This window comes from Streptomyces sp. NPDC020489, from assembly GCF_044386545.1.
In the GTDB taxonomy this organism is placed as follows: domain Bacteria; phylum Actinomycetota; class Actinomycetes; order Streptomycetales; family Streptomycetaceae; genus Streptomyces.
The window spans coordinates 179724-203530 of the sequence record NZ_JBIRUZ010000004.1 but is presented as its reverse complement, the minus strand read 5'-3'; the positions used below and the strand labels follow the sequence as shown (position 1 = coordinate 203530).

Annotated in this window: 21 protein-coding genes; 8 read left to right on the top strand and 13 right to left on the bottom strand. The window is 72.0% G+C overall.

The window, feature by feature from the left end:
* Nucleotides 1-5: 5 nt before the first annotated feature.
* Entirely contained in the window at nt 6-515 is a 510-nt protein-coding gene (locus tag ACH41F_RS11340; RefSeq protein ID WP_391235646.1) for an ATP-binding protein, read from the bottom strand.
* Between the two features lie 306 nt (nt 516-821).
* Here ACH41F_RS11340 and ACH41F_RS11335 point away from each other — a divergent pair, with 306 nt between their 5' ends.
* Complete coding sequence (locus tag ACH41F_RS11335) at nt 822-1571, top strand: enoyl-CoA hydratase-related protein (protein WP_391235198.1); 750 nt, start codon at nt 822-824, stop codon at nt 1569-1571.
* Here the strand turns inward: ACH41F_RS11335 and ACH41F_RS11330 are convergent.
* The gene (locus ACH41F_RS11330; protein ID WP_391235199.1) at nt 1558-2193 is read right to left on the bottom strand and encodes a DJ-1/PfpI family protein; all 636 of its coding nucleotides are present in this window, start codon (nt 2191-2193) and stop codon (nt 1558-1560) included. The two genes, ACH41F_RS11335 and ACH41F_RS11330, sit on opposite strands and share 14 nt — an antisense overlap.
* Nucleotides 2194-2398: 205 nt before the next feature.
* Complete coding sequence (locus ACH41F_RS11325; protein WP_391235200.1) at nt 2399-3358, bottom strand: DJ-1/PfpI family protein; 960 nt, start codon at nt 3356-3358, stop codon at nt 2399-2401.
* 114 nt (nt 3359-3472) lie between these two features.
* On the opposite strand from ACH41F_RS11325, the gene ACH41F_RS11320 reads away from it, so the two are divergent.
* The 4 genes from ACH41F_RS11320 (at nt 3473) to ACH41F_RS11305 (ending at nt 8471) form a co-directional block, all read left to right on the top strand.
* Nucleotides 3473-4342: a hypothetical protein gene (locus tag ACH41F_RS11320; RefSeq protein WP_391235202.1), complete on the top strand. Its 870-nt coding sequence runs from the start codon at nt 3473-3475 to the stop codon at nt 4340-4342.
* Nucleotides 4343-4483: 141 nt separating this feature from the next.
* Nucleotides 4484-4615, top strand: coding sequence for an LPFR motif small protein (locus ACH41F_RS11315; protein WP_364427154.1), 132 nt, complete (start codon nt 4484-4486; stop codon nt 4613-4615).
* Nucleotides 4616-4695: 80 nt separating this feature from the next.
* Nucleotides 4696-7083: a helix-hairpin-helix domain-containing protein gene (locus tag ACH41F_RS11310; protein WP_391235204.1), complete on the top strand. Its 2388-nt coding sequence runs from the start codon at nt 4696-4698 to the stop codon at nt 7081-7083.
* Between the two features lie 212 nt (nt 7084-7295).
* Complete coding sequence (locus ACH41F_RS11305; RefSeq protein ID WP_391235206.1) at nt 7296-8471, top strand: serine hydrolase; 1176 nt, start codon at nt 7296-7298, stop codon at nt 8469-8471.
* Here the strand turns inward: ACH41F_RS11305 and ACH41F_RS11300 are convergent.
* Both ACH41F_RS11300 and ACH41F_RS11295 read right to left on the bottom strand, forming a co-directional pair.
* Nucleotides 8468-10111 carry an ABC-F family ATP-binding cassette domain-containing protein gene (locus ACH41F_RS11300; protein ID WP_398834478.1) on the bottom strand — a complete coding sequence of 548 codons (1644 nt, stop codon included), beginning with the start codon at nt 10109-10111 and terminating at the stop codon, nt 8468-8470. The genes ACH41F_RS11305 and ACH41F_RS11300 overlap by 4 nt on opposite strands.
* 178 nt (nt 10112-10289) lie before the next feature.
* Complete coding sequence (locus ACH41F_RS11295; RefSeq protein WP_391235210.1) at nt 10290-11312, bottom strand: oxidoreductase; 1023 nt, start codon at nt 11310-11312, stop codon at nt 10290-10292.
* Nucleotides 11313-11379: 67 nt separating this feature from the next.
* Between ACH41F_RS11295 and ACH41F_RS11290 the strand changes: the two genes are divergently transcribed.
* Nucleotides 11380-12330 (top strand): FAD-dependent oxidoreductase, encoded by a 951-nt coding sequence (locus ACH41F_RS11290; RefSeq protein WP_391235212.1) that lies wholly within the window; start codon nt 11380-11382, stop codon nt 12328-12330.
* A 10-nt stretch (nt 12331-12340) separates the two neighbouring features.
* On the opposite strand, the gene ACH41F_RS11285 is transcribed toward ACH41F_RS11290, so the two are convergent.
* From ACH41F_RS11285 to ACH41F_RS11275, 3 genes are all read right to left on the bottom strand, one after another.
* A complete protein-coding gene (locus ACH41F_RS11285) occupies nt 12341-14044 on the bottom strand; it encodes a BCCT family transporter (RefSeq protein WP_391235214.1) in 1704 nt (567 codons plus the stop codon).
* Nucleotides 14045-14110: 66 nt separating this feature from the next.
* Nucleotides 14111-15355, bottom strand: a complete 1245-nt coding sequence (locus tag ACH41F_RS11280; RefSeq protein WP_398834475.1) for a M14 family metallocarboxypeptidase — start codon at nt 15353-15355, stop codon at nt 14111-14113.
* Entirely contained in the window at nt 15352-17328 is a 1977-nt protein-coding gene (locus ACH41F_RS11275; protein ID WP_398834473.1) for a Xaa-Pro dipeptidyl-peptidase, read from the bottom strand. Before ACH41F_RS11275 ends, ACH41F_RS11280 begins: the two co-directional genes overlap by 4 nt.
* Nucleotides 17329-17531: 203 nt before the next feature.
* Here ACH41F_RS11275 and ACH41F_RS11270 point away from each other — a divergent pair, with 203 nt between their 5' ends.
* Nucleotides 17532-19034, top strand: coding sequence for a M1 family metallopeptidase (locus tag ACH41F_RS11270; RefSeq protein WP_398834471.1), 1503 nt, complete (start codon nt 17532-17534; stop codon nt 19032-19034).
* Nucleotides 19035-19053: 19 nt separating this feature from the next.
* Here the strand turns inward: ACH41F_RS11270 and ACH41F_RS11265 are convergent, their stop codons facing one another.
* From ACH41F_RS11265 to ACH41F_RS11245, 5 genes are all read right to left on the bottom strand, one after another.
* Entirely contained in the window at nt 19054-19740 is a 687-nt protein-coding gene (locus tag ACH41F_RS11265; RefSeq protein WP_391235218.1) for a DUF6766 family protein, read from the bottom strand.
* Nucleotides 19741-19826: 86 nt separating this feature from the next.
* Nucleotides 19827-20240, bottom strand: coding sequence for a hypothetical protein (locus ACH41F_RS11260; protein ID WP_391235220.1), 414 nt, complete (start codon nt 20238-20240; stop codon nt 19827-19829).
* Nucleotides 20237-21172, bottom strand: a complete 936-nt coding sequence (locus ACH41F_RS11255; protein ID WP_391235222.1) for a PfkB family carbohydrate kinase — start codon at nt 21170-21172, stop codon at nt 20237-20239. The genes ACH41F_RS11260 and ACH41F_RS11255 overlap by 4 nt, the downstream gene beginning before the upstream one ends.
* The gene (locus ACH41F_RS11250; RefSeq protein ID WP_391235224.1) at nt 21169-21330 is read right to left on the bottom strand and encodes a hypothetical protein; all 162 of its coding nucleotides are present in this window, start codon (nt 21328-21330) and stop codon (nt 21169-21171) included. The genes ACH41F_RS11255 and ACH41F_RS11250 overlap by 4 nt, the downstream gene beginning before the upstream one ends.
* A 39-nt stretch (nt 21331-21369) precedes the next feature.
* Nucleotides 21370-22836, bottom strand: a complete 1467-nt coding sequence (locus ACH41F_RS11245) for an amino acid permease (RefSeq protein ID WP_391235225.1) — start codon at nt 22834-22836, stop codon at nt 21370-21372.
* A gap of 220 nt (nt 22837-23056) precedes the next feature.
* Between ACH41F_RS11245 and ACH41F_RS11240 the strand changes: the two genes are divergently transcribed.
* Nucleotides 23057-23779: a MerR family transcriptional regulator gene (locus tag ACH41F_RS11240; RefSeq protein WP_398834468.1), complete on the top strand. Its 723-nt coding sequence runs from the start codon at nt 23057-23059 to the stop codon at nt 23777-23779.
* The last annotated feature ends 28 nt before the right edge of the window (nt 23780-23807 follow it).

Below are 23807 nucleotides of genomic sequence, written 5' to 3'. Positions count from 1 at the left end.
GTCTGTCAGGTCAGCCGCGCGGGGGCGAACGGCAGGGCGACCCAGATCACCTTCCCGCCGTTCGCCGTGTGCTCGACGTCGCAGACGCCGCCCGCCTCCCGGGCGACCTCGCGCACCAGCAGCAGTCCGCGCCCGCCGGTCTGGCCGTGGTCGGCCTCCAGGGCGGTGGGACGGTAGGGGTGGTCGTCCTCCACGGACACCCGCACCCACTCGGCCCCGACGGCGACCTCCACGGCCAGCGTCGGCGACAGCAGGGCCGCGTGCTTCACCGCGTTGGTGACCAGCTCGGAGACGATCAGCAGCAGCCCCTGCACCAGGTCGTCCGGGATGGGTACGCCCTGCCGCAGCAGCAGGTCCCGCACGGCGTGCCGCGCCTGCGGGACCGAGGCGTCCACGGCGGGGGCGGTGAACCGCCAGACGCCTTCGTACGGCAGTGGCCCGGCCGGGCCGGGAGCCGGTCCCTCGACCTCGTCTGCCGCTGGGCGTGGGCCTGACCCTCGCCCATGGTTCTCCATCGTCCGGTCGCCACCCTCGCGCTCGATTGTCACCACACCTCGAGTGTTGGCAACGAGTCGCTCCGCACCGGATGACTGAACAGAAGTCAGCAAATATCGAGCGCTTGTGACCGCACCTGAACGAGATGATCGACAGCGCGATCGCCTTTGCTCCACCCGTGTCCGGTTCGCGAACTATTCGGGTTGTACGGGTTTGGTGGCCGCCTCGTCCGGTTCGCTACGTGTGTCGCCCCCGGCCGCGAGCCGCCCTCGGCACCTGGACCCCTCCCCGAGGTGCGGGCGGCGGGTGCCGTTAGCATCCGGCCCATGGAGCAGCAGGTGCAGCACAGCGTCACCGACTCGGTGGCCACCGTCGTCATCGACCGTCCGGCCAAGCGCAACGCCATGACCGCCGCGATGTGGCGCGCGCTGCCGCCGCTGCTCGACACCCTGGCCGCCGACCCGGGCGTACGGGCTCTGGTGCTGACGGGGGCCGGGGGCACGTTCTGCGCCGGGGCCGACATCTCCACGCTCCAGGGCTCACCGGAGGAGGCGCGGGGGCTCGCGATGGCGGCCGAGGAGGCCCTGGCGGCCTTTCCCAAGCCGACGCTGGCGGCGATCCGCGGGCACTGCGTGGGCGGTGGGGCGCAGTTGGCGGCGGCCTGCGATCTGCGGTTCGCGGAGGAGGGGGCGCTGTTCGGGGTGACCCCGGCCAAGCTGGGGATCGTGTATCCGGCGTCCTCCACGCGGCGGTTGGTGGCGCTGGTGGGGCCGGCCACCACCAAGTACCTGCTGTTCTCCGGGGAGTTGATCGACGCCGGGCGGGCGCTGCGCACCGGGCTGGTCGACGAGGTGCTGCCGGAGGGCGAACTGGGCAAGCGGGTCGCGGAGTTCACCCGGACCCTGGTGTCCCGGTCCCAGCTGACCCAGGCCGCGGCGAAGGAGTTCGCGGACGGGCGCACGGACCGGGACGGCCACTGGGCGCGGCAGGCGCACGGCAACGGCGACACCGCGGAGGGCGTCGCCGCGTTTCTGGAGCGCAGGCAGCCGCGCTTCACCTGGACTACGTCAGGATGAACCGGCTCCTGCCGCGGAACTCCTCCACGAGGTGGGCCGGGGCCTTCTCCGGCGAGCCCGCGTCATAGGGCGGTCGGGGGTCGTACTCGGTCAACAGCTGCACGGCCTGGGCGTGTTCGTCGCCGGCGATGCGGCCGAGCAGCGTGAGGCCCATGTCGATGCCGGAGGAGACACCGGCCGCGGTGACGTACTTGCCGTCGAGGACGACCCGCTCCCCCGTCGGTTCGGCGCCGTACCGCCCGAGGAGGTCCAGGGCGAGCCAGTGGGAGGTCGCACGGCGTCCCCGAAGGAGTCCGGCGGCGGCCAGCAGCAGGGAGCCGGTGCACACGGACGTGGTCCAGGTGCTGGTGGCGTCGGCGGCGCGCAGCCAGTCCAGGAGCGTCTCGTTCTCCATCTGCGGGGTCTGGCCCGGCCCCCCGGGCACGACCACGATGTCGGGGCGCGGCACGTCGGCGAGCGAGCGGTCGGCGGTGAGCGCGAGGGCGCCGGTGTCGGTGCGCACAGGGCCCGTCCGCTCGGCCACGAACACCACGTCCGCGTCCGGGAGACGGCCCAGGGTCTCGTACGGGCCCACGGCGTCGAGGGCGGTGAACCGGTCGAACAGGAGGATGGCGATCTGCATCGGATGCCTTTCGGTGGGTGGTGGCGGCCGGGACTCAGGCGGTGGTGCCGGGCGGGTGGCAGCCGGGACTCAGGCGGGTGGGTGCGGGGCGGGTAGCCGCGGGTGGGTGCGGCGAGGATCGGCGGATGGGGGCTGCGGGCGGCGGTCAGCGGGCGTGCACGCCCCGAGTGCGGGGGCTCAGCCCGCCGGGAACCCGCGGCGGCGTTCAGTGGGCCGGTGTCGGGCGGAATCTGCGGCGGTACTCGGCCGGTGGTGTGCCGAGGGATCGGATGAAGGCGCGGCGCATCGCCTCCGGGGTGCCGTAGCCGCTGGCCCGGGAGATCTCCTCGATGCCGTCGGCGGTGTCCTCCAGGAGGCGGCGGGCGTGTTCCAGGCGGACCCGGTCGACATAGCGGCCGGGGGTCATGCCGGTCTCGGTCCGGAAGGCGCGGGCGAAGTGGCGCGGCGAGAGTCGGGCGCGGGCGGCGAGGGACTCCACGCCGAGGTCGCCGTCCGGATGCTCGGTGATCCACCGCTGGACCTCCCGCAGGGGCTCGCGGCGGGCGGTCTGGCCGGCCAACTGGGCGCTGAACTGGGCCTGGTTCCCCGGTCGGCGCAGGAAGACCACCAGATGACGGGCGATGGCGAGGGCGACGTCCCGGTCCAGGTCCTCCTCCACCAGCGCGAGGGCGAGGTCGATGCCGGAGCTGACGCCCGCGGAGGTGGCGACGCGACCGTCCCGGATGTAGATCGGGTCGGGTTCGACGTCGATCTCCGGATGGTCCCGGGCGAGCTTGTCGGCGTACGCCCAGTGCGTCGTGACACGGCGGCCGTCGAGCAGGCCCGCCCGGGCGAGCAGGATCGCACCGGTGCAGACGGAGACCAGGCGCTCGGCGGCCGGGGCGTGCGCACGCAGCCAGTCGGTCAGGCGCGGATCCGGGGACCGGGTGCCCTGGCCGCCGGGGACGAGAAGGGTGTGCGGTTCCGGCGCGTCGGTGAGGGCCAGGTCCGGTACGAGGCGCAGGCCGCTGGAGGTCCTGACGGGGGCGCCGTCCAGGGAGGCGGCGCGGATACGGTACGTGCCCGGGGTGTGCGTCTCTGCCCCGGCGAACACCTCCAGCGGGCCCGTGACGTCGAGGCTCTGCACGTCGTCGAAGAGGACGACGAGAACGGTTCGCTGCGTCATGCACCCGATTCTGGGTGGGCCCCTCGGATGGCCGCAATGACGAGCAGCCCACCTTTTCTGCCCTGGCCTCCCGCCCTCTAGGAGACATACCAAGCGGTTGGTAACCTGCCCGGCATGACCACCGCCTCCCTTGCGCCCAAAGCCGCCCGCCGCTGCGCGAACGCGCTCAACTCCCTGCACGCCACCTCGTACTTCGCGCCCGAGCTGGGCGAGGAGCTGGCCGCGATCGGGATCACGCATCCCCGGGCCGCGAACTTCGCGGTGCGGGCGGCCGCCCTGGGAGCCGTGGGCGCCGGCACGGTCACGGCGACCTTCTACAACTACAAGCACAGCCTCGTGGCCCGGTTCGTCCCCGCCGTGTGGGACCAGGCGTCGCCCGAGGCCGTCCTCGCGGCACGCGTGCGGGGCGTGGACGCGGCACTGCGGCGGCTGCTCGGCGCGGACACGCTGACGTCCCCGGAGATGGCCGAGGCCGCCGAGCTGGCGCTGCGGGCCACCGAGGCCTGCTCCCGCGGTGCCCGCCCGCTCTACGCGGCGCACGCGGACCTGCCCGTGCCCGAGGAACCGCACCTGGCGTACTTCCACGCCACGACACTGCTGCGCGAGCACCGGGGCGACGGCCACCTCGCCGCGCTGACGGCGGCCGAGCTGGACGGCCTGGAGGCCATGGTGACCCACACCGCGACCGGCAGGGGCATGACCCCGAAGTGGGTGCTCACCACGCGCGGCTGGACCCAGGACGAGTGGGACGCGGCGACCGGACGGCTCCGGGAGCGCGGTCTGCTGGACGGGGACGGCGAACTGACCGAACGGGGCGTGGCGCTGCGCGCCGAGATCGAGGACATGACGGACCGCCTGGACCGGGCGCCGTACGAGCACCTCGGCACCGAGGGCGTGGCCCGGCTGACCGAACTCGGGGCCGGGTACGCGCGGGCGGCGCTGGCGGCGGGCGCCTACCCGGCGGACCTGATCGGCAAGGGGTGAGCGGCGGGCCCGCCCGGCGGCCGCTCCGGGCGGCTGAGCCGAACCCCCGGCCGCATCCGCGCACTTCGGACGCATGACACCGTCTCGTCGAGGTACCCGCACCTCCCGGCCACCACGGTCGGCTGACGAAAGGGGAAGTTCGTGTTCCGAGCGATCGCAGACGTCCTGCGCCAGATCGGCGGCGCCATCGCCACCGTCGTGACGCTGCCCTTCCGCGCGCTGGCCCGGCTCTTCGGCGGGGCCTCCGGCTCGACGCGCGGCCGCCGGGCCTGATGTCCGCGCCCTGATCCCCGACTGTCGGTGCCACCTGCCACAATTGCCGCGCAACCTCTGTGAGAAGGCGGTACGGCATCGTGACGACACGCGAGCCCATCGACATCGGATCCATCGAAGGAAGGATCGCCGAGGAGCTCGGCGTTCGGGAGCGGCAGGTCAAGGCCGCCGTGGAACTGCTCGACGGTGGTTCCACGGTTCCCTTCATCGCCCGCTACCGCAAGGAAGCGACCGAGATGCTCGACGACGCGCAACTGCGCACGATCGAGGAGCGGCTGCGCTATCTGCGGGAGCTGGAGGAGCGGCGGACGGCGATCCTGGAGTCGGTGCGCGAGCAGGGCAAGCTCACCGAGGAGCTGGAAGCACGGATCCGGGGGGCCGAGACCAAGGCGCGGCTCGAGGACATCTACCTGCCGTACAAGCCCAAGCGGCGGACGAAGGCGCAGATCGCCCGGGAGGCGGGGCTCGAGCCGCTCGCCGAGGGGCTGCTCGCCGACCCGACGGTCGAACCGCTCGCCGCGGCCGTCGCGTTCGTCGACGCCGACAAGGGCGTCGCCGACCCGCAGGCCGCGCTCGACGGCGCCCGCGCCATCCTCACCGAGCGGTTCTCCGAGGACGCCGACCTGATCGGCGAACTCCGCGAGCGGATGTGGGTGCGGGGGCGGCTGGCCGCGAAGGTGCGGGACGGCAAGGAGGAGGCCGGCGCCAAGTTCGCCGACTACTTCGACTTCGCCGAGCCCTTCACGGACCTGCCCTCGCACCGCGTCCTCGCCATGCTGCGCGGCGAGAAGGAGGAGGTCCTCGACCTCGTCCTGGAGCCGGAGGAGCCGACCGAGGGGCCGTCCTCGTACGAGGGGATCGTCGCCCACCGGTTCGGCATCGCCGACCGCGGGCGCCCCGGTGACAAGTGGCTGACGGACACCGTCCGTTGGGCCTGGCGCACCCGTCTGCTGGTGCACCTCGGCATCGACCTGCGGCTGCGGCTGCGGACGGCCGCCGAGGACGAGGCGGTGAACGTCTTCGCGGCGAACCTCCGCGACCTGCTGCTCGCCGCCCCGGCCGGCACGCGCGCGACGCTGGGCCTGGACCCGGGCTTCCGTACGGGCGTGAAGGTCGCCGTCGTCGACGCCACCGGCAAGGTCGTCGCGACCGACGTCATTTATCCGCACGTCCCGGCCAACAGGTGGGACGAGGCCATCGCCAAGCTGGCGCGGCTCGCCAAGGAGCACGCGGTCGAGCTGATCGCGATCGGCAACGGCACGGCGTCCCGTGAGACCGACAAGCTCGCCGGTGAACTCATCACCAAGCACCCGGAGTTGAAGCTCACCAAGGTGATGGTCTCCGAGGCGGGCGCGTCCGTGTACTCGGCCTCCGCCTTCGCCTCGCAGGAACTGCCCGACATGGACGTCTCCCTGCGCGGCGCCGTCTCCATCGCGCGCCGGCTCCAGGACCCGCTCGCCGAGCTCGTGAAGATCGACCCGAAGTCCATCGGTGTCGGCCAGTACCAGCACGACCTGTCCGAGGTGAAGCTGTCGCGCTCCCTGGACGCGGTCGTGGAGGACTGTGTGAACGGCGTGGGCGTGGACGTCAACACCGCGTCGGCCCCGCTGCTGTCCCGGGTCTCCGGCATCACCTCCGGGCTCGCCGAGAACATCGTGGCGCACCGCGACGCCAACGGCCCGTTCACCTCGCGCACCGCGCTGAAGAAGGTGGCCCGCCTCGGCCCGAAGGCCTACGAGCAGTGCGCGGGCTTCCTGCGCATCCGCGGCGGCGACGACCCGCTCGACGCGTCCAGCGTGCACCCGGAGGCGTACCCGGTGGTGCGGCGCATGGTGAAGACGTCCGGCCAGGAGGTCGCCTCGCTCATCGGCAACACCGGTGTGCTGCGCTCGCTGCGGCCCGAGGCGTTCGTGGACGAGACGTTCGGTCTGCCCACCGTCACCGACATCCTCAAGGAGCTGGAGAAGCCCGGGCGCGACCCGCGGCCCGCCTTCAAGACGGCCACCTTCAAGGAGGGCGTCGAGAAGATCTCCGACCTGGAGTCCGGGATGGTCCTGGAGGGTGTCGTCACCAACGTGGCGGCGTTCGGGGCGTTCATCGACATCGGTGTCCACCAGGACGGTCTCGCCCACGTCTCCGCGCTGTCGAAGACGTTCGTGAAGGACCCGCGGGACGTGGTGAAGCCGGGTGACATCGTCAAGGTGAAGGTCCTCGACATCGACATCCCGCGCAAGCGGATCTCGCTGACGCTGCGGCTGGACGACGAGGCGCAGGCTTCCGGCGGTGAGCGCCGGGAGCAGCGGGGCGGGCGGCCGCCTCAGCAGCGGCAGCAGGGCCGGCAGCGCCAGGCCGGAGGCCGTGGGGGCCAGGGCGGCGCGTCGCGTCAGGCGCCGCCGCCGGCGAACAGCGCGATGGCCGACGCCCTGCGCAAGGCCGGGTTGCTCGACGCGAAGAAGGGACGGCGCTGACCAGTCGTACGAGGTCGTGCTGACAGGTCGTACGAGGTCGTGGGGAGCCGTGGGTCCGGCGGGGCCGGTCGCGCGGTTCCCCGCGCCCCTGGGAGGGCTCGCTTCGCGCCTCCTCGCATTGAGCCAGGTGCAGTAGCTCGAGCGGCTCCCCCGATTGGGGCCGGGCGAAGCTGGGCGGGTCAGTTCCCCGTCCCACCTGCCTGGGAGCGCCCATGCCTGTCCGATCCGTCAGATCCCGTCGGCTCACCGCCGTGGCCCTGGTCGCGGCCTCTCTCGCCGCCCTGTCACCGGCCGCCGACGCCGCGACGCCTCCCGGGCCGCACGCCGACGACGGGCTCCAGCGGCAGCTCGACGAGCTCGTCGCCGCGCCCGGTGGGCCGCCCGGGGTCATCGCCGTGCTCCGCGACGGCGGGGACACCCGGGTCGTCCGGGCCGGTGTCGCCGATCTGGAGTCCCGTCGCCCGCCCAGACCGCACGACCACATGCGGATCGCCAGTACGGCCAAGGCGTTCAGCGGCGCGGTCGCGCTCACCCTGGTCGACCGGGGCGCCCTGCGCCTCGGCGAGACGATCGGAAAGCGGCTGCCCCACCTGCCCAAGGCCTGGCACGCCGTGACGCTGCGCCAGCTGCTCCAGCACACCAGCGGCCTGCCCGACTACTCGCGCAGCCCCGGGTTCCTGAAGATCGTCCTCGCCGACCCCCGGCACCGCTTCGACTCGCGCCGCCTGCTGGACTTCGTGGCGGGCGAACCCCTGGAGTTCCGGGCCGGCTCCCGGTACCGGTACTCCAACTCCGACAACATCGCCGTGGCCCTGATGGCGGAGGCGGCCACCGGCGTCCGGTACGAGGAACTGCTGCGCAAGCTGGTGTACCGGCCGTTGGACCTGCGCGAGACCAGCCTGCCGCAGGGCTACCGGATGCCGGAGCCGTATCTGCACGGCTACGACGTGAGCCCGCCCGAGCCGCCGGAGGACGTGAGCGAGGTTCTCGGCATGTCCGGTGTGTGGGCCTCGGGCGGGATCGTCTCCACGCCCGCGGACATGACCCGCTTCATCCGCGGTTACGCCGGTGGACGGCTGTACAGCCCCCACGTCGTGCGCAAGCAGCGCGCCTGGATCCCCGGTGCGTCCGAGCCCAAGGGCCCCGGGCGCAACGACGCGGGGCTCGCCCTCTTCCGGTACACCACCCGCTGCGGCGTGGTGCTGGGGCACACCGGCAACACCCTCGGCTACACCCAGCTGATCGCCGCCACACCGGACGGCCACCGGTCGCTGACGTTCTCCGTCACCACCCAGGTCAACCAGGCCCAGAAGCCCGACCTGTTGCGCCGGATGCGGGCCGTGCAGGAGAACTTCGTCTGCGCGCTGCTGCGCCACGGGGCCTCCTAGCCCCGCTCGGTCACCTTGCCGTCCGCGACCTCCAGGCGCCGGGTGACGCGGACGGCGTCGAGCATGCGGCGGTCGTGGGTGACCAGCAGGAGGGTGCCCTCGTAGGCCTCCAGGGCCGACTCCAGCTGTTCGATCGCGGGGAGGTCGAGGTGGTTGGTGGGCTCGTCGAGGACCAGGAGGTTGACGCCCCTGCCCTGGAGCAGGGCGAGCGCCGAGCGGGTGCGTTCGCCGGGCGAGAGGGTCGCCGCCGGGCGCAGGACGTGCTCCGACTTCAGGCCGAACTTGGCCAGGAGGGTGCGCACCTCCGCCGGTTCGGTGTCGGGTACCGCGGCACCGAAGGCGTCCAGGAGTGACTCCGGGCCGTGGAACAGCTTGCGGGCCTGGTCGACCTCGCCGATCAGGACGCCCGAGCCGAGCGCCGCGCTGCCGGCGTCGACCGGGACGCGGCCCAGCAGGGCGCCGAGGAGCGTCGACTTGCCTGCGCCGTTCGCGCCGGTGACCGCCACCCGGTCCGCCCAGTCGATCTGGAGGGTCACCGGGCCGAGCACGAAGTCGCCGCGGCGGACCTCCGCCTCCCGCAGGGTCGCCACGACCGACCCAGAGCGCGGGGCGGAGGCGATCTCCATGCGCAGGTCCCACTCCTTGCGCGGCTCCTCGACGACGTCCAGGCGTTCGATCATGCGCTGGGTCTGGCGGGCCTTCGCGGCCTGCTTCTCGCTGGCCTCGCTGCGGAACTTGCGGCCGATCTTGTCGTTGTCGTTGCCGGCCTTGCGGCGGGCGTTCTTCACGCCCTTGTCCATCCAGGAGCGCTGGGTCTGCGCCCGGTCCTGGAGGGCGGACCTCTTGTCGGCGTACTCCTCGTAGTCGTCGCGGGCGTGCCGGCGGGCCACCTCGCGCTCCTCCAGATAGGCCTGGTACCCGCCGCCGTAGAGGTTGATCTGGTTCTGCGCGAGGTCGAGTTCGAGGACCTTGGTGACGGTGCGGGTGAGGAACTCGCGGTCGTGGCTGACGACGACCGTGCCGGCCCGCAGGCCGCTGACGAAGCGTTCCAGGCGCTCCAGGCCGTCCAGGTCGAGGTCGTTGGTCGGTTCGTCGAGCAGGAAGACGTCGTAGCGGGAGAGCAGCAGCGAGGCCAGCCCGGCCCGTGCCGCCTGGCCGCCGGACAGGGAGGTCATCGGCTGGTCCAGGTCGACCGCCAGGCCCAGGGAGTCGGCGACCTCCTCGGCGCGCTCGTCGAGGTCGGCGCCGCCGAGGTCGAGCCAGCTCTCCAGGCTGGTCGCGTACGCGTCGTCGGCGCCCGGCGCCCCGTCGACCAGGGCCTGGGTCGCCTCGTCCATGACCCGCTGGGCCTCGGCGACGCCGGTGCGGCGGGCCAGGAAGTCCCGGACCGTCTCGCCGGGCCGGCGCTCCGGCTCCTGCGGGAGGTGGCCGACGCTCGCCGTGGGCGGGGAGAGCCGCAGCTCGCCCGACTCGGGCGGGGTGAGCCCGGCGAGCAGCCGGAGCAGGGTGGACTTGCCCGCGCCGTTGGCTCCGACCAGCCCGATGACGTCGCCGGGCGCGACGACGAGGTCGAGCCCGGTGAACAGGGCGCGGTCGCCGTGGCCGGCGGCGAGATTCTTGGCGACGAGGGTTGCAGTCATCAGGGGTGATCCTAGCCAGGGCCGCGGGCGGGTCTCCTCCCTGTTCCGGCCGGGTGCCATGGGCCGGCGTCCCGCGGTGTCGCGGGCGGTGGCTCGGCCGCCTGCTGTTCGGCTGACGCGCTCGGCCCGACCTCGGTGCGCCATCGCCTGCACCAGGACGCTGGCGCTCGGCCCGACCTCAGTGCGCCATCGCCTCCACCAGGACGCTGTCCGCGGTCCGCGCCACCACGAACGACTCTCCCTTCACCGCCTTGGCGTCCAGCGCGATGCGGTGCCGGCCGGCCTCCAGGACGCCGTCGAAGACCTCCGCCGCGTGGGTGCGCCAGAGCCGGTCGAGGCGGTAGGCCGTCAGGCGCACCCGGCACGGCGAGGTGACCTCGATGCCCGCCTCGCCGTCGGCGGCGACCAGCCGGGTCAGCCGACGCTGCTCCTGCGGGCTGCGGTCGAGGGCGTGTTCTATCTGGGCGACGAGGAGCGGGACGATCGGGGCGAGGCCGTCGACGTAGGTCACCTCGACGTCGGCGGCTTCGAAGGAGCGGCGCACGGCGGCACGTTCCTGCTGACCGACCGCGCGGCCGAAGGCGACGGCGCCGTAGGCGCGCAGTTCGTCGGCGGGGACGCCGGCGGCGTCCTGGGTGATGTCGGCGCCGATGCCGATGCTGCGCAGGGCGGCGGCGAGCTTGGCCAGGAGCGCGACCCGGGCGCCGATCAGCAGGACGCGACGGCGCGGGCTCGCGGAGTCGGGGGCGAGCAGGGAGTCCAGGGCCCGGCGGTACCCGGGGCCGTGGAAGCGGAAGGGCCCGATGCCGTGGTAGCCGTTGAGCTCCAGGTCGGCGTGTTCGTCGGTCTGCCAGGCGAAGTCCCGCCAGATGAAGTCGCCGTCCTCCTGCTCGATGACGGCGGTGACCGCCCCACAGGCGAGGTCCTCGCACTCGGGACAGCCGTAGATGATGTAGCGGCCGTCCCGCAGCGGGGCGTCCGTCTCCAGCAGCAGGCTGCGGACCTGGGCGGCGAAGATGGCGGGCGGGACGTCCGAGGCCAGCGGGGAGACGGCGTCGAGGTCGGCGAGCTGGAAGAGCAGCGGTCGCCCGTCGACGATGAAGTCCACGAAGTCCCGGTGGACTTGGTAGTCACCGTTGACGAGGACTCCACCGGCACGCATCGCCGGTGCCAGGCCGAAGGTCGCGTACGCGGCAGACATGCTGCGAGTATTCCCGCAGCAAGCGCCCTCTGAGCACGGCAATGGGACATTCCGCTACCGTCCGGGCGTGGACAGTGAGCTGAGCAGCGAGATCGTCGTGGTCGGCGGCGGGGTCATCGGGCTGACGACGGCCGTGGTTCTCGCGGAACGCGGCAGGCGGGTCCGGGTGTGGACCCGGGACCCCGTCGAGCGCACCACCTCGGCGGTTGCCGGGGCGCTGTGGTGGCCCTACCGGATCGAGCCGGCCGCGTCGGCGCGGGCGTGGGCACTGCGCTCGCTGGAGGTGTACGAGGCGCTGGCGGCGGACCCCGACCGGACCGGCGTACGCATGGTCGAAGGAGTACTGGGCGAAGGGGACCTGGACGAGACCCGGGCCTGGCTGGGCGAGCGGGTGCCGGGTCTGCGGGCGGCCACGGGCGCGGAGTACGCCGGGAGCGGGCTCTGGGCGCGGCTGCCGCTGGTCGACATGAGCGTCCATCTGCCCTGGCTGCGGCGGCGGTTGAGCGAGGCGGGCGGGGTCGTGGAGTCCCGCGCGGTGGCCGACCTCGCGGCGGTGGCGGCGCCGGTGGTGGTCAACTGCACCGGGCTGGGCGCGCGGGAGCTGGTGCCGGACGCGTCCGTGCGGCCGGTGCGGGGACAGGTGGTCGTGGTGGAGAACCCGGGGGTGCGCACCTGGGTCGTCTCGACCGGCGGGGACGGCGGGATGGCGTACTTCTTCCCGCACCGGGACCGGCTGGTGCTCGGCGGCACGGCCGAGGAGGACGCCTGGTCCAGGGAGCCGGATCCGGCGGTGGCCGAGGCGATCGTACGGCGGTGTGCGGCGCTGCGGCCGGAGATCGCCGGGGCGCGGGTGCTGGGGCATCGCGTGGGTCTGCGGCCGGCGCGGCACGCGGTGCGCCTGGAGCGGGAGGCGCTGCCGGGCGGGCGGGTGCTGGTGCACAACTACGGGCACGGCGGGGCCGGGGTGACCGTGGCGTGGGGGTGCGCGGGGGAGGCGGCGGGGCTCGCCTCCCCCTGAACTCCTCGGCTCAGCCGTGGTCGTGGCCGAGGGGGTCGCCCTCCGTCTCCGTTCCGGGTCCCGGGCCGACCTTGATCTCGAAGTCGCCGTCGTACTTCTTGTGGCCCTCGATGACGGCGAGTTCGACGGCCTCGGAGCCCATCTCGCCGCGCACGATGACCGGGTCGCGGCGCAGGTCGCGCATGAGGGCGACGCACATGCCGATCATCACCAGGACGAAGGGGGCCGCGGCGAGGATCGTGAGGTTCTGCAGGCCGGTGAGGGCGTCGCCCTGGCCGCTGCCGACGAGCAGCATGATCGCGGCGACCGCGCCGGTCACCACGCCCCAGAACACCACGACGAAACGGCCGGGTTCGAGGGCGCCCCGCTGCGAGAGCGTGCCCATCACGATGGAGGCGGCGTCGGCGCCCGAGACGAAGAAGATGCCGACCAGGATCATCACGAGCAGGCTGGTGGCCGTGGCGATGGGGAACTCCTGGAGGACGCCGAAGAGTTGACCCTCGGGGGTGTCCTCACCACCGAGCGCGCCGCCCTCCTTGAGCTTCATCGCCGTACCGCCGAAGACGGCGAACCAGACCAGGCTGACGGTGCTGGGGACGAGGATGACGCCGCCGACGAACTGGCGGATGGTGCGGCCGCGGCTGATGCGGGCGATGAACATGCCGACGAACGGCGTCCAGGAGATCCACCACGCCCAGTAGAAGACGGTCCAGCTGCCGAGCCAGTCCGCGACGCCCTCCCCGCCGCTGGCCTCGGTGCGGCCGGCGAGCTGGGGCAGGTCGCCGAGGTAGGCGAAGATCGAGGTGGGCAGCAGGTCCAGGACGATGATGGTGGGCCCGGCGACGAACACGAACACGGCGAGGATCAGGGCGAGCACCATGTTGGTGTTGGACAGCCACTGGATGCCCCGCTCGACCCCGGAGACGGCCGAGAGGACGAAGGCCAGGGTCAGCACGGCGATGATGGTGACGAGCAGTCCCTCGCTGACGTCGTCCATCCAGTCCAGCTCCTGGAAGCCGGAGCCGATCTGGAGCGCGCCGAGTCCGAGGGAGGCCGCGGAGCCGAAGACGGTGGCGATGATCGCGAGGATGTCGATCACCCGTCCTGCGGTGCCGTTGGCGTTCTTCTCCCCGATCAGGGGGGTGAACACGGCGCTGATGGTCTGGCGGCGGCGCTTGCGGAAGGTGCTGTAGGCGATGCCGAGGCCGACCACCGCGTAGATCGCCCAGGGGTGGAGCGTCCAGTGGAAGAGCGTGGTGGCCATCGCCGTCTCCATGCGCTCGCCGGAGTTGACGGGGTCGGTGCCCGGGGGTGGCGTGGTGTAGTGCGAGAGCGGCTCGCTGACGCCGTAGAACATCAGGCCGATGCCCATGCCGGCGCTGAACATCATCGCCACCCACGACACGGTCTTGAACTCAGGCTCCTCGCCCTCCGCGCCGAGGTGGATCCGGCCGTAGCGGCTGGCGGCGAGCCAGAGGGCGAAGACCACGAAGCAGGAGGCTGCCAGCATGAAGGCCCAACCACCGTTGTGGATGAGGCCGTTGAGCATTTTGGTGGAGACGCTCTCCAGGGAGTCCGTCGCCGTCGAGCCCCAGATCACGAAGGCCAGGGTGATCACGGCGGTGACCCCGAACACCACCCAGTCCGTGGCGTGGCGGTCGGAAACGTCCGAAGGACCTTCCCGACCGCCCCTCTTCATCAGGTCTTCTGTCATTTTGCGGCACCTTTTCCTGAAAGTCGTGGTTACGACCTACCACAGGTGTCGCGGATCGTCACTCTTTCAACAGTCAGTGTCGGGTTCCCCGACCGTGAGACGGTATGCCGCGCGTTCGTCGAGGAGCAGCGGGACGAGGGCGCGCAGCGGCTGCCGGAGCGGGACGTAGGTGCCCTTGGTCCGCACGCCGTGCAGGGCGAGTTCGTCCTTGACCTGCCGGTACTGGTCCGCGGTGAGCCGGTAGCCGCAGGGCGGGTCCCCGATCACCTCGGCGGGCTCGGGCGGGTCGTTGTCGGCGCCGCCGAGGTAGACGGGGCCGGTGTCGGCGTAGCCCGCGTGGCGAGCCGTGGTCGTCGCCGCCTCGATCCGGCCGCGCCGGTCGTCGGTGAACCGGAACAGGCCTTTCAGCGCGGCCAGTTGGGAGTTCACCCGACGCCGGTTGTTGGTCGCCTCGTCCACGTCGGCGAGTGCGTCGACGCGGCTCTCGATGAGCAGGCCGACCGCGTGCTTGACGCCGGACATGTTCCGCAGGATGCGTTCCTGTCCGTCGCCGGCGGTCTGCCGGATCGGGTCGCCCGTGACGGGGTCGGTCCAGATGCCGTAGGTGCCGGTGGTGTACCCGGCGTGCCGTGCGGCGGGGCGGACGTACCCCTGGGACAGGGTCTCGGCCTCGTCGTGGACCTGCTCGTCGGTGTTGAGGTTGCGGGGCCAGAGGTCGAAGAGGTCCTTGTCGTAGTAGGGCGGTGTGGGCGAGTACTCGTGCAGGTCGTAGACCACGTCGGGGCGCCGGTCGCGGAGCACCGCGGCCAGGGCCCGCGCCTCGGCGGTCGCGAGGGCGAGATGGTCGCGGTTGACGTCGACGCCGTCACTGTTGCCGCGGGTGTCGGCGGCCCGGCCGTCGGGGTTGGCGGTGGGCACGACGAGCAGCGTGGCGCGGTCGAGCAAGCGCCGGGTGCCGGCGTCCTTCGCGTACGCCAGGTCGCGGACCGAGGACAGACAGGCCTCGCGGCCGGACGGCTCGTCGCCGTGCTGGCTGCACACGAGCAGGACCTTGAGCGGGGCGTCCGGCCTGCCCAGCCGGACCAGTTGGAGGGGACGCCCCTGTTTCGTCGTACCGATGCGGGCGACCGAGACCCGGCCGCTCGCCGCGTCGACGGCCGCCAGGAAGTCCTGTTCCTCCCTCTCACCGGTCCACCGGGCACCGTCGGACTGCTCGAAGCCGGTGCGCGGCGGGGAGTCGGCCGCCTGGGCCGGCACGGCGACCAGGGACGCTGCCAGGGCCGCCGTGCACAGGGTGAGGGCTCGGATCAACGCTCCGCCCCCGGCACCCGGTGGACCGAGCGCGGGGCCTGGACGCCGTCGAGCGTCATGGCCTCCGCCACGGCTGCCCCGGCGCCCTTGGTGGCGTGCGCGAAGGCCGCGGCGCCGCCGACCAGCGGGACACTCGCCCTGGTGCGCGACAGGTCGATCGTGAGCGTCGGCTTCGTCGACGGCGGGTCGATCAGGTCCTTGTCGGTGCCCGCGACGATCAGCGCGAGACGATGACCGGCGGGGACGACATGGTCGGTGGCGGCCAGGTCGAGCGTGATCGTGTACGCCGTCCCCGGGGTGAGCGGGACGCCCTTGCCGGGGTCGGCGTAGGTGCCGAGATCGGCCCAGCCGCGGCTGACCACGTTGTACTCGACGTCGGCGGTCCTGGCCCTGGTCTCCTTGAAGCAGGCGCTGTCCCCTGCGGTGCTCGCGCCCCAGCAGGTGCGGTCAGTGAGGGTGGTGATGCCCTCGCCGCTCGCCGCGTAGTCGCGGATGGTGTCGGGGCCGAGGTCGACGAGCACGGCGGAGAGATGGGCCGTGGCGGTGGTCGGGGTGGCGGTGACCGTGACCTTCGAGGAACCGGCCAGGCGCAGGTCCTTGGTGAGGACGCCGGTGGTGAAGCCCGCCTTCTCGGGGGTGGCGGTGTCGATCCGCGCGGCCCAGTCGGTCTCGCTCAGCGCCGGGTCGTCGGTGAAGGTCTCGGTGCCGCGCCCGCGGGTGAGGCCGAGGGTGCCGACGCCGGGCGCGGTGCCCGGGGCGGGGCGCAGGGTGGCGGTGGAGGTGCCGCGCGGGGGCCAGGCCTTGGAGGTCACCCACTGGTCGGGGTGGCGCTCGATGTCGGCCATCGGCTCACGGTCGATGCCGTTGTCGTAGCCGAGGAGTTCGTGGTCGAACCAGCGGTGCAGGGTGTCGACCCAGGTGGCCCGGCGGAAGTCGAAGGGGTCGACATGGCCGGTCTGGGAGAGCCAGAGCTTTCGCTCGACGCCGTTCTTCGCGAGGGCGTCCCACCACTGACCGAGGTGCTTCATACGGACGTTGAGGTCCTGCTGCCCGTGGATCGCGAAGACGCTGGCCCGCACCTTGGAGGCGGCCTTGACGTAGTCCCGCTCGGTCCACAGGCCGGTCCAGTCACCGGTGCGCGGGGCGCCGGCGACGATCCGCTGCTGGACGGCGTCGCACTTGGCGCGGGCGTCGGGGCTGTTGACGTAGTCGGACAGCCAGTCGGGGCCGGAGTCGTAGAGCGGGGCGCCCTGCTGGAAGTAGTAGTCGTACCAGGAGGAGATGGCGCTGATCGGGACGATCGTCTTCAGGCCCTTGACGCCGGTGGCGGCCACGCCGTTGGCGATGGTGCCGTCCCAGCTCTTGCCGATCATGCCGGTCCTGCCGTTGGTCCAGGTCGCCTTGGCGCGCTCGGTGCCGGTGCGGCTGGTGTATGCGGTGGCCCGGCCGTTCAGCCAGTCGACCACCGCCTTGGCGGAGAGGATGTCCGAGCGGCCGCCCACGTCGACACAGCCGTCGGAGCGGTTCGTGCCGGCGAGGTCCACGCCGACGACGGCGTAGCCGCGCGGCACGAAGTAGTTGTCGTAGAAGAGCGGCATCTGGACGACGTGGCCGTTCGCGTCGTACGTCTTCTTCTGGCTCTCGTTGCCGCGCCCGCAGCAGGAGTAGTAGGGGCTGGCGTCCATGATGACCGGAACCTTGCGGCCCTGCCGGGCGAGTTCGCGGGGACGGACGATGTCGACGGCCACCCGGTCGTGTTTCCCGTCGCCGTCCCCGTCCAGTCCGGTGTCCACCCAGACGGCCTCACGGACGGCGTTGTCGTAGGAGTAGACGGGTGTGCTCTCGCGCGGGCCTGCCTGTGCGGCGGCGGGCGTGAGGAACGTGGCCAGCAGGGCGGCGGTGGCCGCCGTCGCGAAGCGGGTCCGGGCCCCGCTCGACGGTCCCCAGGTCGTGAAGCGCGTGCTTATCGGCATGCGCGGACGGTACAGCGGTCAACTCCCGTGCAAAAGAGGGCCCATCGGGGCGACGCAGGAGTGGCCGGAAAGGTGCGTGGGACGGGATGGCTCGTGACGGCCGAATGGCGATCGTGTGACGGCTGCCGCCGTGGACACCCACGGGCCCACAGGTGATGAATAGGCTCCGAACAGACTTCGTGCCCCTACGACTTGGAGCTTTCGTGCACCGCAGACTCATCGCGCCCGGCGCACTGGCCGCCGCGTCCGTCCTGCTGGCGATCCCGGCATCGGCCGCGAGCCACTCCCCCGGCGCTCCGGGCATCGGCGACCCCTACTACCCGGCCTACGGCAACGGCGGATACGACGTCTCCCACTACGACCTGCGGCTGAAGTACCAGCCCGCGACCGACGAGTTGGAGGGCACGGCCACCCTGCTCGCCCGCACCACCGAGGACCTGTCGCGCTTCAACCTGGACTTCCTGCTGGACGTCTCCGAGGTGCGGGTCAACGGCGCGAAGGCGTCCTTCGCCACCTCCGGGGAGCACGAGCTGGAGATCACCCCGAGGACACCGCTCGCGAAGGGCACCGCCGTCACCGTCGTCGTGCGCTACAGCGGGGTGCCGTCCTCGAAGGAGGCGTACGGCTTCAACGCCTGGCTGCGCACGCCCGACGGGGGTGTCGCCGCGGGCGAGCCGGAGGGGGCCTGGTGGTGGTTCCCGAGCAACGACCACCCGCTCGACAAGGCGACCTACGACGTGTCGGTGCAGGTCCCGAACGGCACCCAGTTCGTCTCCAACGGCACGCTCCAGTCGACGACTTCGCGCCTGGGCTGGACTCGCTACAACTGGCGCTCCAACAAGCCGCAGGCCACCTATCTCGCCACCTTCGCGGCCGGCCGCTTCGACGTCACCACGGGTACCTCCGAGGGCGGCGTTCCGGTCATCAACGCCTACAGCAAGGACCTCGGCGACAACGCCGGTTCGGCGCGGGCGAGCCTGGAGCGGACCGGGGAGGTCACCGACTGGCTGAGCGAGTACTTCGGGCCGTATCCCTACAACGCGGTCGGCGGCTATGTGCCCAACACCCCGCAGGTCGGGTACGCGCTCGAGACCCAGACCCGGCCGTTCTACAGCCCCCGGCAGTTCGCGAACGGGTCGAACGTGTCCGTCGTCGTGCACGAGCTGGCCCACCAGTGGTACGGCGACGACGTGTCGGTCAAGGGCTGGAAGGACATCTGGATCAACGAGGGCTTCGCCCGCTACGCGCAGTGGCTGTGGTCCGAGCACGAGGGCGAGGGCACCGCGCAGGAGATCGCCGACTACGTGTACGCCTCACGTCCGGCCGACGATCCCTTCTGGACGGTGAAGCCGGGTGACCCGGGGCCGGAGAACCAGTTCCACTCCGCCGTGTACGACCGTGGGGCGCTGACGCTCCAGGCCCTGCGCAACGAGATCGGCGACGAGGCGTTCTTCCGCGTGCTCAAGGGGTGGCCGCAGAAGTACGCGTACGGGAACGCCTCGGTGGCCGACTTCCGGGCGTACGCGGAGGAGGTGTCCGGGCGGTCGCTGTCGGCGCTCTTCGACACCTGGCTGTTCCAGCCGTCGAAGCCGGCCGCCGGTGCGGCGGCGAAGGCCTCCATCACGAGGTCGTCGGCCCTGCCCGCGCAGCCGAAGTCGTGGAAGAAGATCGCCGCGACGAACGACGTGCACGGGCACGGGCACTAGGAGGAAGGCGGCGGGGTGGTCAGCCCTCGATCCCGGTCGAGGTGTGGGCCGCCCCGACCGGCTTGGACTCCGGTGAGCCGCGCTGGCGCAGGTAGATGGAGAGGACGGCCATGGAGGCGACCGCCAGCAGTTCGGACTGCCAGTTCTGCAGGGTCCGGCTCCAGAAGTCCGCCGAGCCGATGTAGCCGCTCCAGCTCATGGGCGCCTGGAGCCCGCGCAGTTGCTCCTCGTTGTACGCGGCGACACCGCTGATCGACTGGGCGAGCCAGGACAGGGCGAACAGGGTGCCCATCACCAGTCCGAGCGAGTGCGAGTAGACGTGCCGGCGAAGGCCGTCACCCCGCGCCCAGCGCGGCGAGTTCCGATGGGCGTGACGGCCCACCCGCTGGTCCTGGTCCGACTCCGTCCCGGCTTTGTCCATTTCCTTGGATTCGGGCGAACCCCGTTGCAGGAGCCACACGGTGGCGGTGATGTAGAGGAAGAACTGGAGATACTCGGACTGCCAGTTCTCCGTCACGTCGACGGCGAAATCGGACGACATCAGGTATTCGCCGAACCCGACCTGGGCGAGCCCGTCGGCGGCCAACTGGTTGTTGAAGTCCGCGTGTCCGGCGATCGCCTGGCCCACGAGGGCCAGCAGGAAGGCGACACCGAATCCCAGGCCCAGTCCGTTGTCGCGGAGGAATCCGCGCGTTCTCGTGGTCATCGCTGCATCAGCCCCACGGCGGTGAAGTAGAAGAGGCCGCTCAGGACGAGGACCAGACAGAGCGTGAACATGATCCGCACGGCTCCTCACCCTCCCTTGATCACGCACTGGTAGGGCTGACCCGGGCGGGGCACGCAGCCGGCCGCGACGACCTTCCAGCCGTCCGCGAACCGGGACAGGAACAGCGTGTCCGAGGCGAGGACCACGCGCGCCTGCCGGCCGTGGACGTCGGTGCCGCGGACGCCACCGCCGAGGGGCAGGTCCTGGGCGGCGATCGCCTGCTCGCAGGACTTCTTCTCGGACTCCTCCACCTCGCTGCGGGTCTCCGGAGCGAGGGCCGCGCACAGGCCCTCGGCGTCGTGGGAGCGCAGCGCGCGCTCGAACCCGCGGGCGGCGGCGGAGGCCGCCGAGTCACGTTCTCCGACACTGTCACAACCGCCGAGTCCCAGTCCGCAGAGGGACAGGACGGCCAGCGTGCCGATCCAGCGCACCTTTCTCACCCGCTCCGGGTACCCGCATCCTCCGCATGCGAAAGACGGGCCACGCGCGCGTGGAGTGCGTCCCGTCCTATCGCGTCCGTCCGCGTCGACGGGACCGTGCAGGCATAAGCGCCGGCCACAGCGCCGTACAGGGCGCACCGGAGCGGGGGCTCGCCGGCCAGCCGGCCGTAGAGGAAGGCGGCGGCGAAGGCGTCGCCCGCGCCGTTGGAGTCCACCACCGGGGCGGGCGGCGGGACCGCGGGGATCCGGGTCAGCATGTCGTCGGCCAGGAGATGGGCGCCCTCGGCCCCGGCGGTGGCGACGACGACCTCGGCCCGGCCGCGGTCGGCGATCCGGCGCATGGTCCGCTCGGGGTCCCGCAGGGCGGCGGCGGAGAGGAAGACCACGTCAGCGGTGTGGGCGAACGGCTCGTGGTAGGGGTTCTCACCGTCCCAGTCGTGCAGGTCCGTGGAGATGCTCACCCCGGACTCGCGCAGGGCGGGCAGGGCGTGGGCGCAGGGCTGCGTGATCGACACGTGCGCGTGCCGGCTCGTCGCCGCCAGCGCCCGGACCGTGGCCTCGGGCAGCCGGTCGTCCGGGTGCGAGCGGCTGACGTCGTACAGGGACAGGCGCCGGCCGTCGGGTCCCACGAGGTTGACGGCGCGCTTGGTGCCGGCCGGCTGCGGGACGGCGGTGAGGCCGATGCCCCGCTCGTGGTGCAGGGCGCGGACGAGGTCGCCCTCCGGATCGTCGCCGAGCATGTCGATGTGGTGGGTGCGCAGGCCGAGGGCGCTCAGGCCCAAGGCGACGAAGTCCCCGGTCTGGCCCGCGCGGGTGCGGATCCCGGAGTCGATCATGTAACTGTCGGCGTACGGCAGCGGCAGCTGCGGCACGTGGACGATGGTGTCGACGCCCGCGCCGCCCAGGACCAGGACGTCGATGTCCGTGCTCACTTCCGGCCCTCCCGGTGGTCGTGGGCCGTGACGGCGATCCCGCGGCGGTCGACCCTGCCGGCCAGGCGCACGAGGTCGTCGCAGACAGGGGTGACCGTCTCGACGCGCTCCAGCGACGTAACGGTGGCGTCACCCGGGATGTACGTGATCTCCGACATGACGCCACCGTAGAGGCCGGCACTGACAGCCGGCCCGGGCTACTTCGTGAGGTCGGTCAGTTCCCGGTCGGTCGTCGCGGTGACCCGGCGGCGGACGGCGTACCAGCCGGCGACCAGCATCACGCCGATCACCGGGATCAGCAGGAGGGTCTTGCGGCCGACCTCGGGGTCCTTCCCCATCATGCCGAGGCAGGCCAGCAGGAAGGCGATCGTGGTGATCTCCGTGACCGGGCTGAACGGGAGACGGAAGGAGGGGCGGGTCAGCAGGCCGGCCCGCGCGCGGCGGACGAAGACCAGGTGGCAGACCATGATGATCACCCAGGTGGAGATGATGCCGAGGGAGGCCACGTTCAGGACGATCTCGAAGGCCTGGCTGGGCATGAGGTAGTTCAGGCCGACGCCGAGCACGCAGACCGCGCAGGTGAGCAGGATGCCGCCGTAGGGGACCTGGCTGCGGTTCATGCGGGCGGTGAACTTCGGGGCGGAGCCCGCCATCGCCATGGACCGCAGGATGCGGCCCGTGGAGTACAGGCCGGAGTTCAGCGAGGACATGGCGGCCGTGAGGACCACCAGGTTCATCACGTCGCCCGCGCCCTCCACGCCGATCTTCGACAGGACCGTCACGAACGGGCTCTCGTCGGCCGAGTACACCGAGCCCGGCAGCAGGAGGGCCAGCAGGACCACCGAGCCCACGTAGAACAGACCGACCCGCCACATGATCGAGTTCACCGCGCGCGGGACGACCTTCTCCGGCTCGGCGGTCTCGCCCGCGGCGACGCCGACCAGCTCAAGGGCGGCGTACGCGAAGATCACGCCCTGCATGACCAGGACGACCGGCATCAGGCCGTGCGGGAAGACGCCGCCGTGGTCGGTGATCACGCCCAGGCCCGGGGTCTGACCGCCGACCTCGTGCCGGGTGGCCAGCAGGAAGATGCCGACGCACATGAAGGCGACCAGGGTGGCGACCTTGATGATCGCGAACCAGAACTCCATCTCGCCGAAGATCTTCACCGAGATCAGGTTGACCACGAGGACCACGGCCAGGGCGATCAGGGCCAGCACCCACTGCGGGATGTCGGTGAACAGGCTCCAGTAGTGCGTGTAGAGCGCGATCGCGGTGATGTCGGCGATGCCGGTGGTCGACCAGTTCAGGAAGTACATCCAGCCGGCGACGTACGCGCCCTTCTCACCGAGGAACTCGCGCGCGTACGACACGAAGGAGCCGGAGGAGGGGCGGTACAGGACGAGCTCGCCGAGCGCCCGGACCACGAAGAAGGCGAAGACGCCGCAGACCAGGTAGGCGATCGCGAGTGCCGGGCCCGCGTTGCTCAGGCGCCCTCCGGCGCCGAGGAAGAGGCCGGTGCCGATCGCGCCGCCGATGGCGATCATGTTGACGTGGCGGGCCTTGAGGTCCTTGCTGTAACCGGCGTCGCCCGCGTCCGCGGGCGCCTGGGCCGCGAGAGTGGGGGCTGCGGCCTGTGCCGTGTCCACGGCGTCCTTGCTCACGAGTGGTACCGCTCTCTGGTGCGCCCGAGCGGATCGCGCTCGGGTGTCCGGACGTACGTATGGCCCGCGCGCTCGGTGGAGGCACGGACCAGGGGGCCACCTTCCCCCGCACCGGGCCGGTCACGCGGTGGCGGACTTCACACAGCGGGACATCTCACATGATCGGACCGGGGTGCCCACGAGGTTTCACAGCACTGGTGGGACAGCGATACTGCTGCACATGACGACCGAACCCCCCGAGGCCGACGCGATGCCCCTCACGATCGACGAGCTGGCCGCGCGGGCGGGCGTCACGGTCCGCACGGTCCGCTTCTACGGCACCAAGGGGCTGCTGCCACCACCGGTGATCGGTCCGCGGCGGGTGGGGCACTACGGTCAGGAGCACCTCTCACGGCTCGCGCTGATCGAGGAGCTCCAGCACCAGGGGATGACCCTGGCGGCGATCGAGCGCTATCTGCGGCAGCTGCCGCCGGACCTGAGCCCGCACGACCTCGCCATCCACCGCGCGGTCGTGGCCTCCTGGGCGCCGGACACCGCCCGGACGGCCACCCGCGCGGAGCTGGACCGGCGGGCCGGCCGGGCGCTGAGCGACGAGGACGTGGAGCGGCTGACGGCCATGAACGTGCTGCGACCGGACGGGGAGACCTTCCACTTCGACTCGGGGCTGCTGCGCCTCGGGGTGCAACTGCTCGACGTCCCGCTGTCGTCGGAGTCGATCCTCGCCGCGCGCAACGTCCTGGTGGAGCACTCCCGTGCCGCGGCGCACGAGTTGGCCGAGCTGTTCCGCGGCGAGGTGTCGGAGCGGGACGCGCACGACGTGAAGTCGCTGTCCGCCCACATGCATCCGATCGTCGTGCAGGCGCTGCTGACGACCTTTCAGCGCTCGCTCAGGGAAGAGCTGCGGGAATGGGTGGCCTCCTCACAGGTGGACGGCTCGGCCTGACGCGTCGAGGCGGGTGGCACGGTGCGCG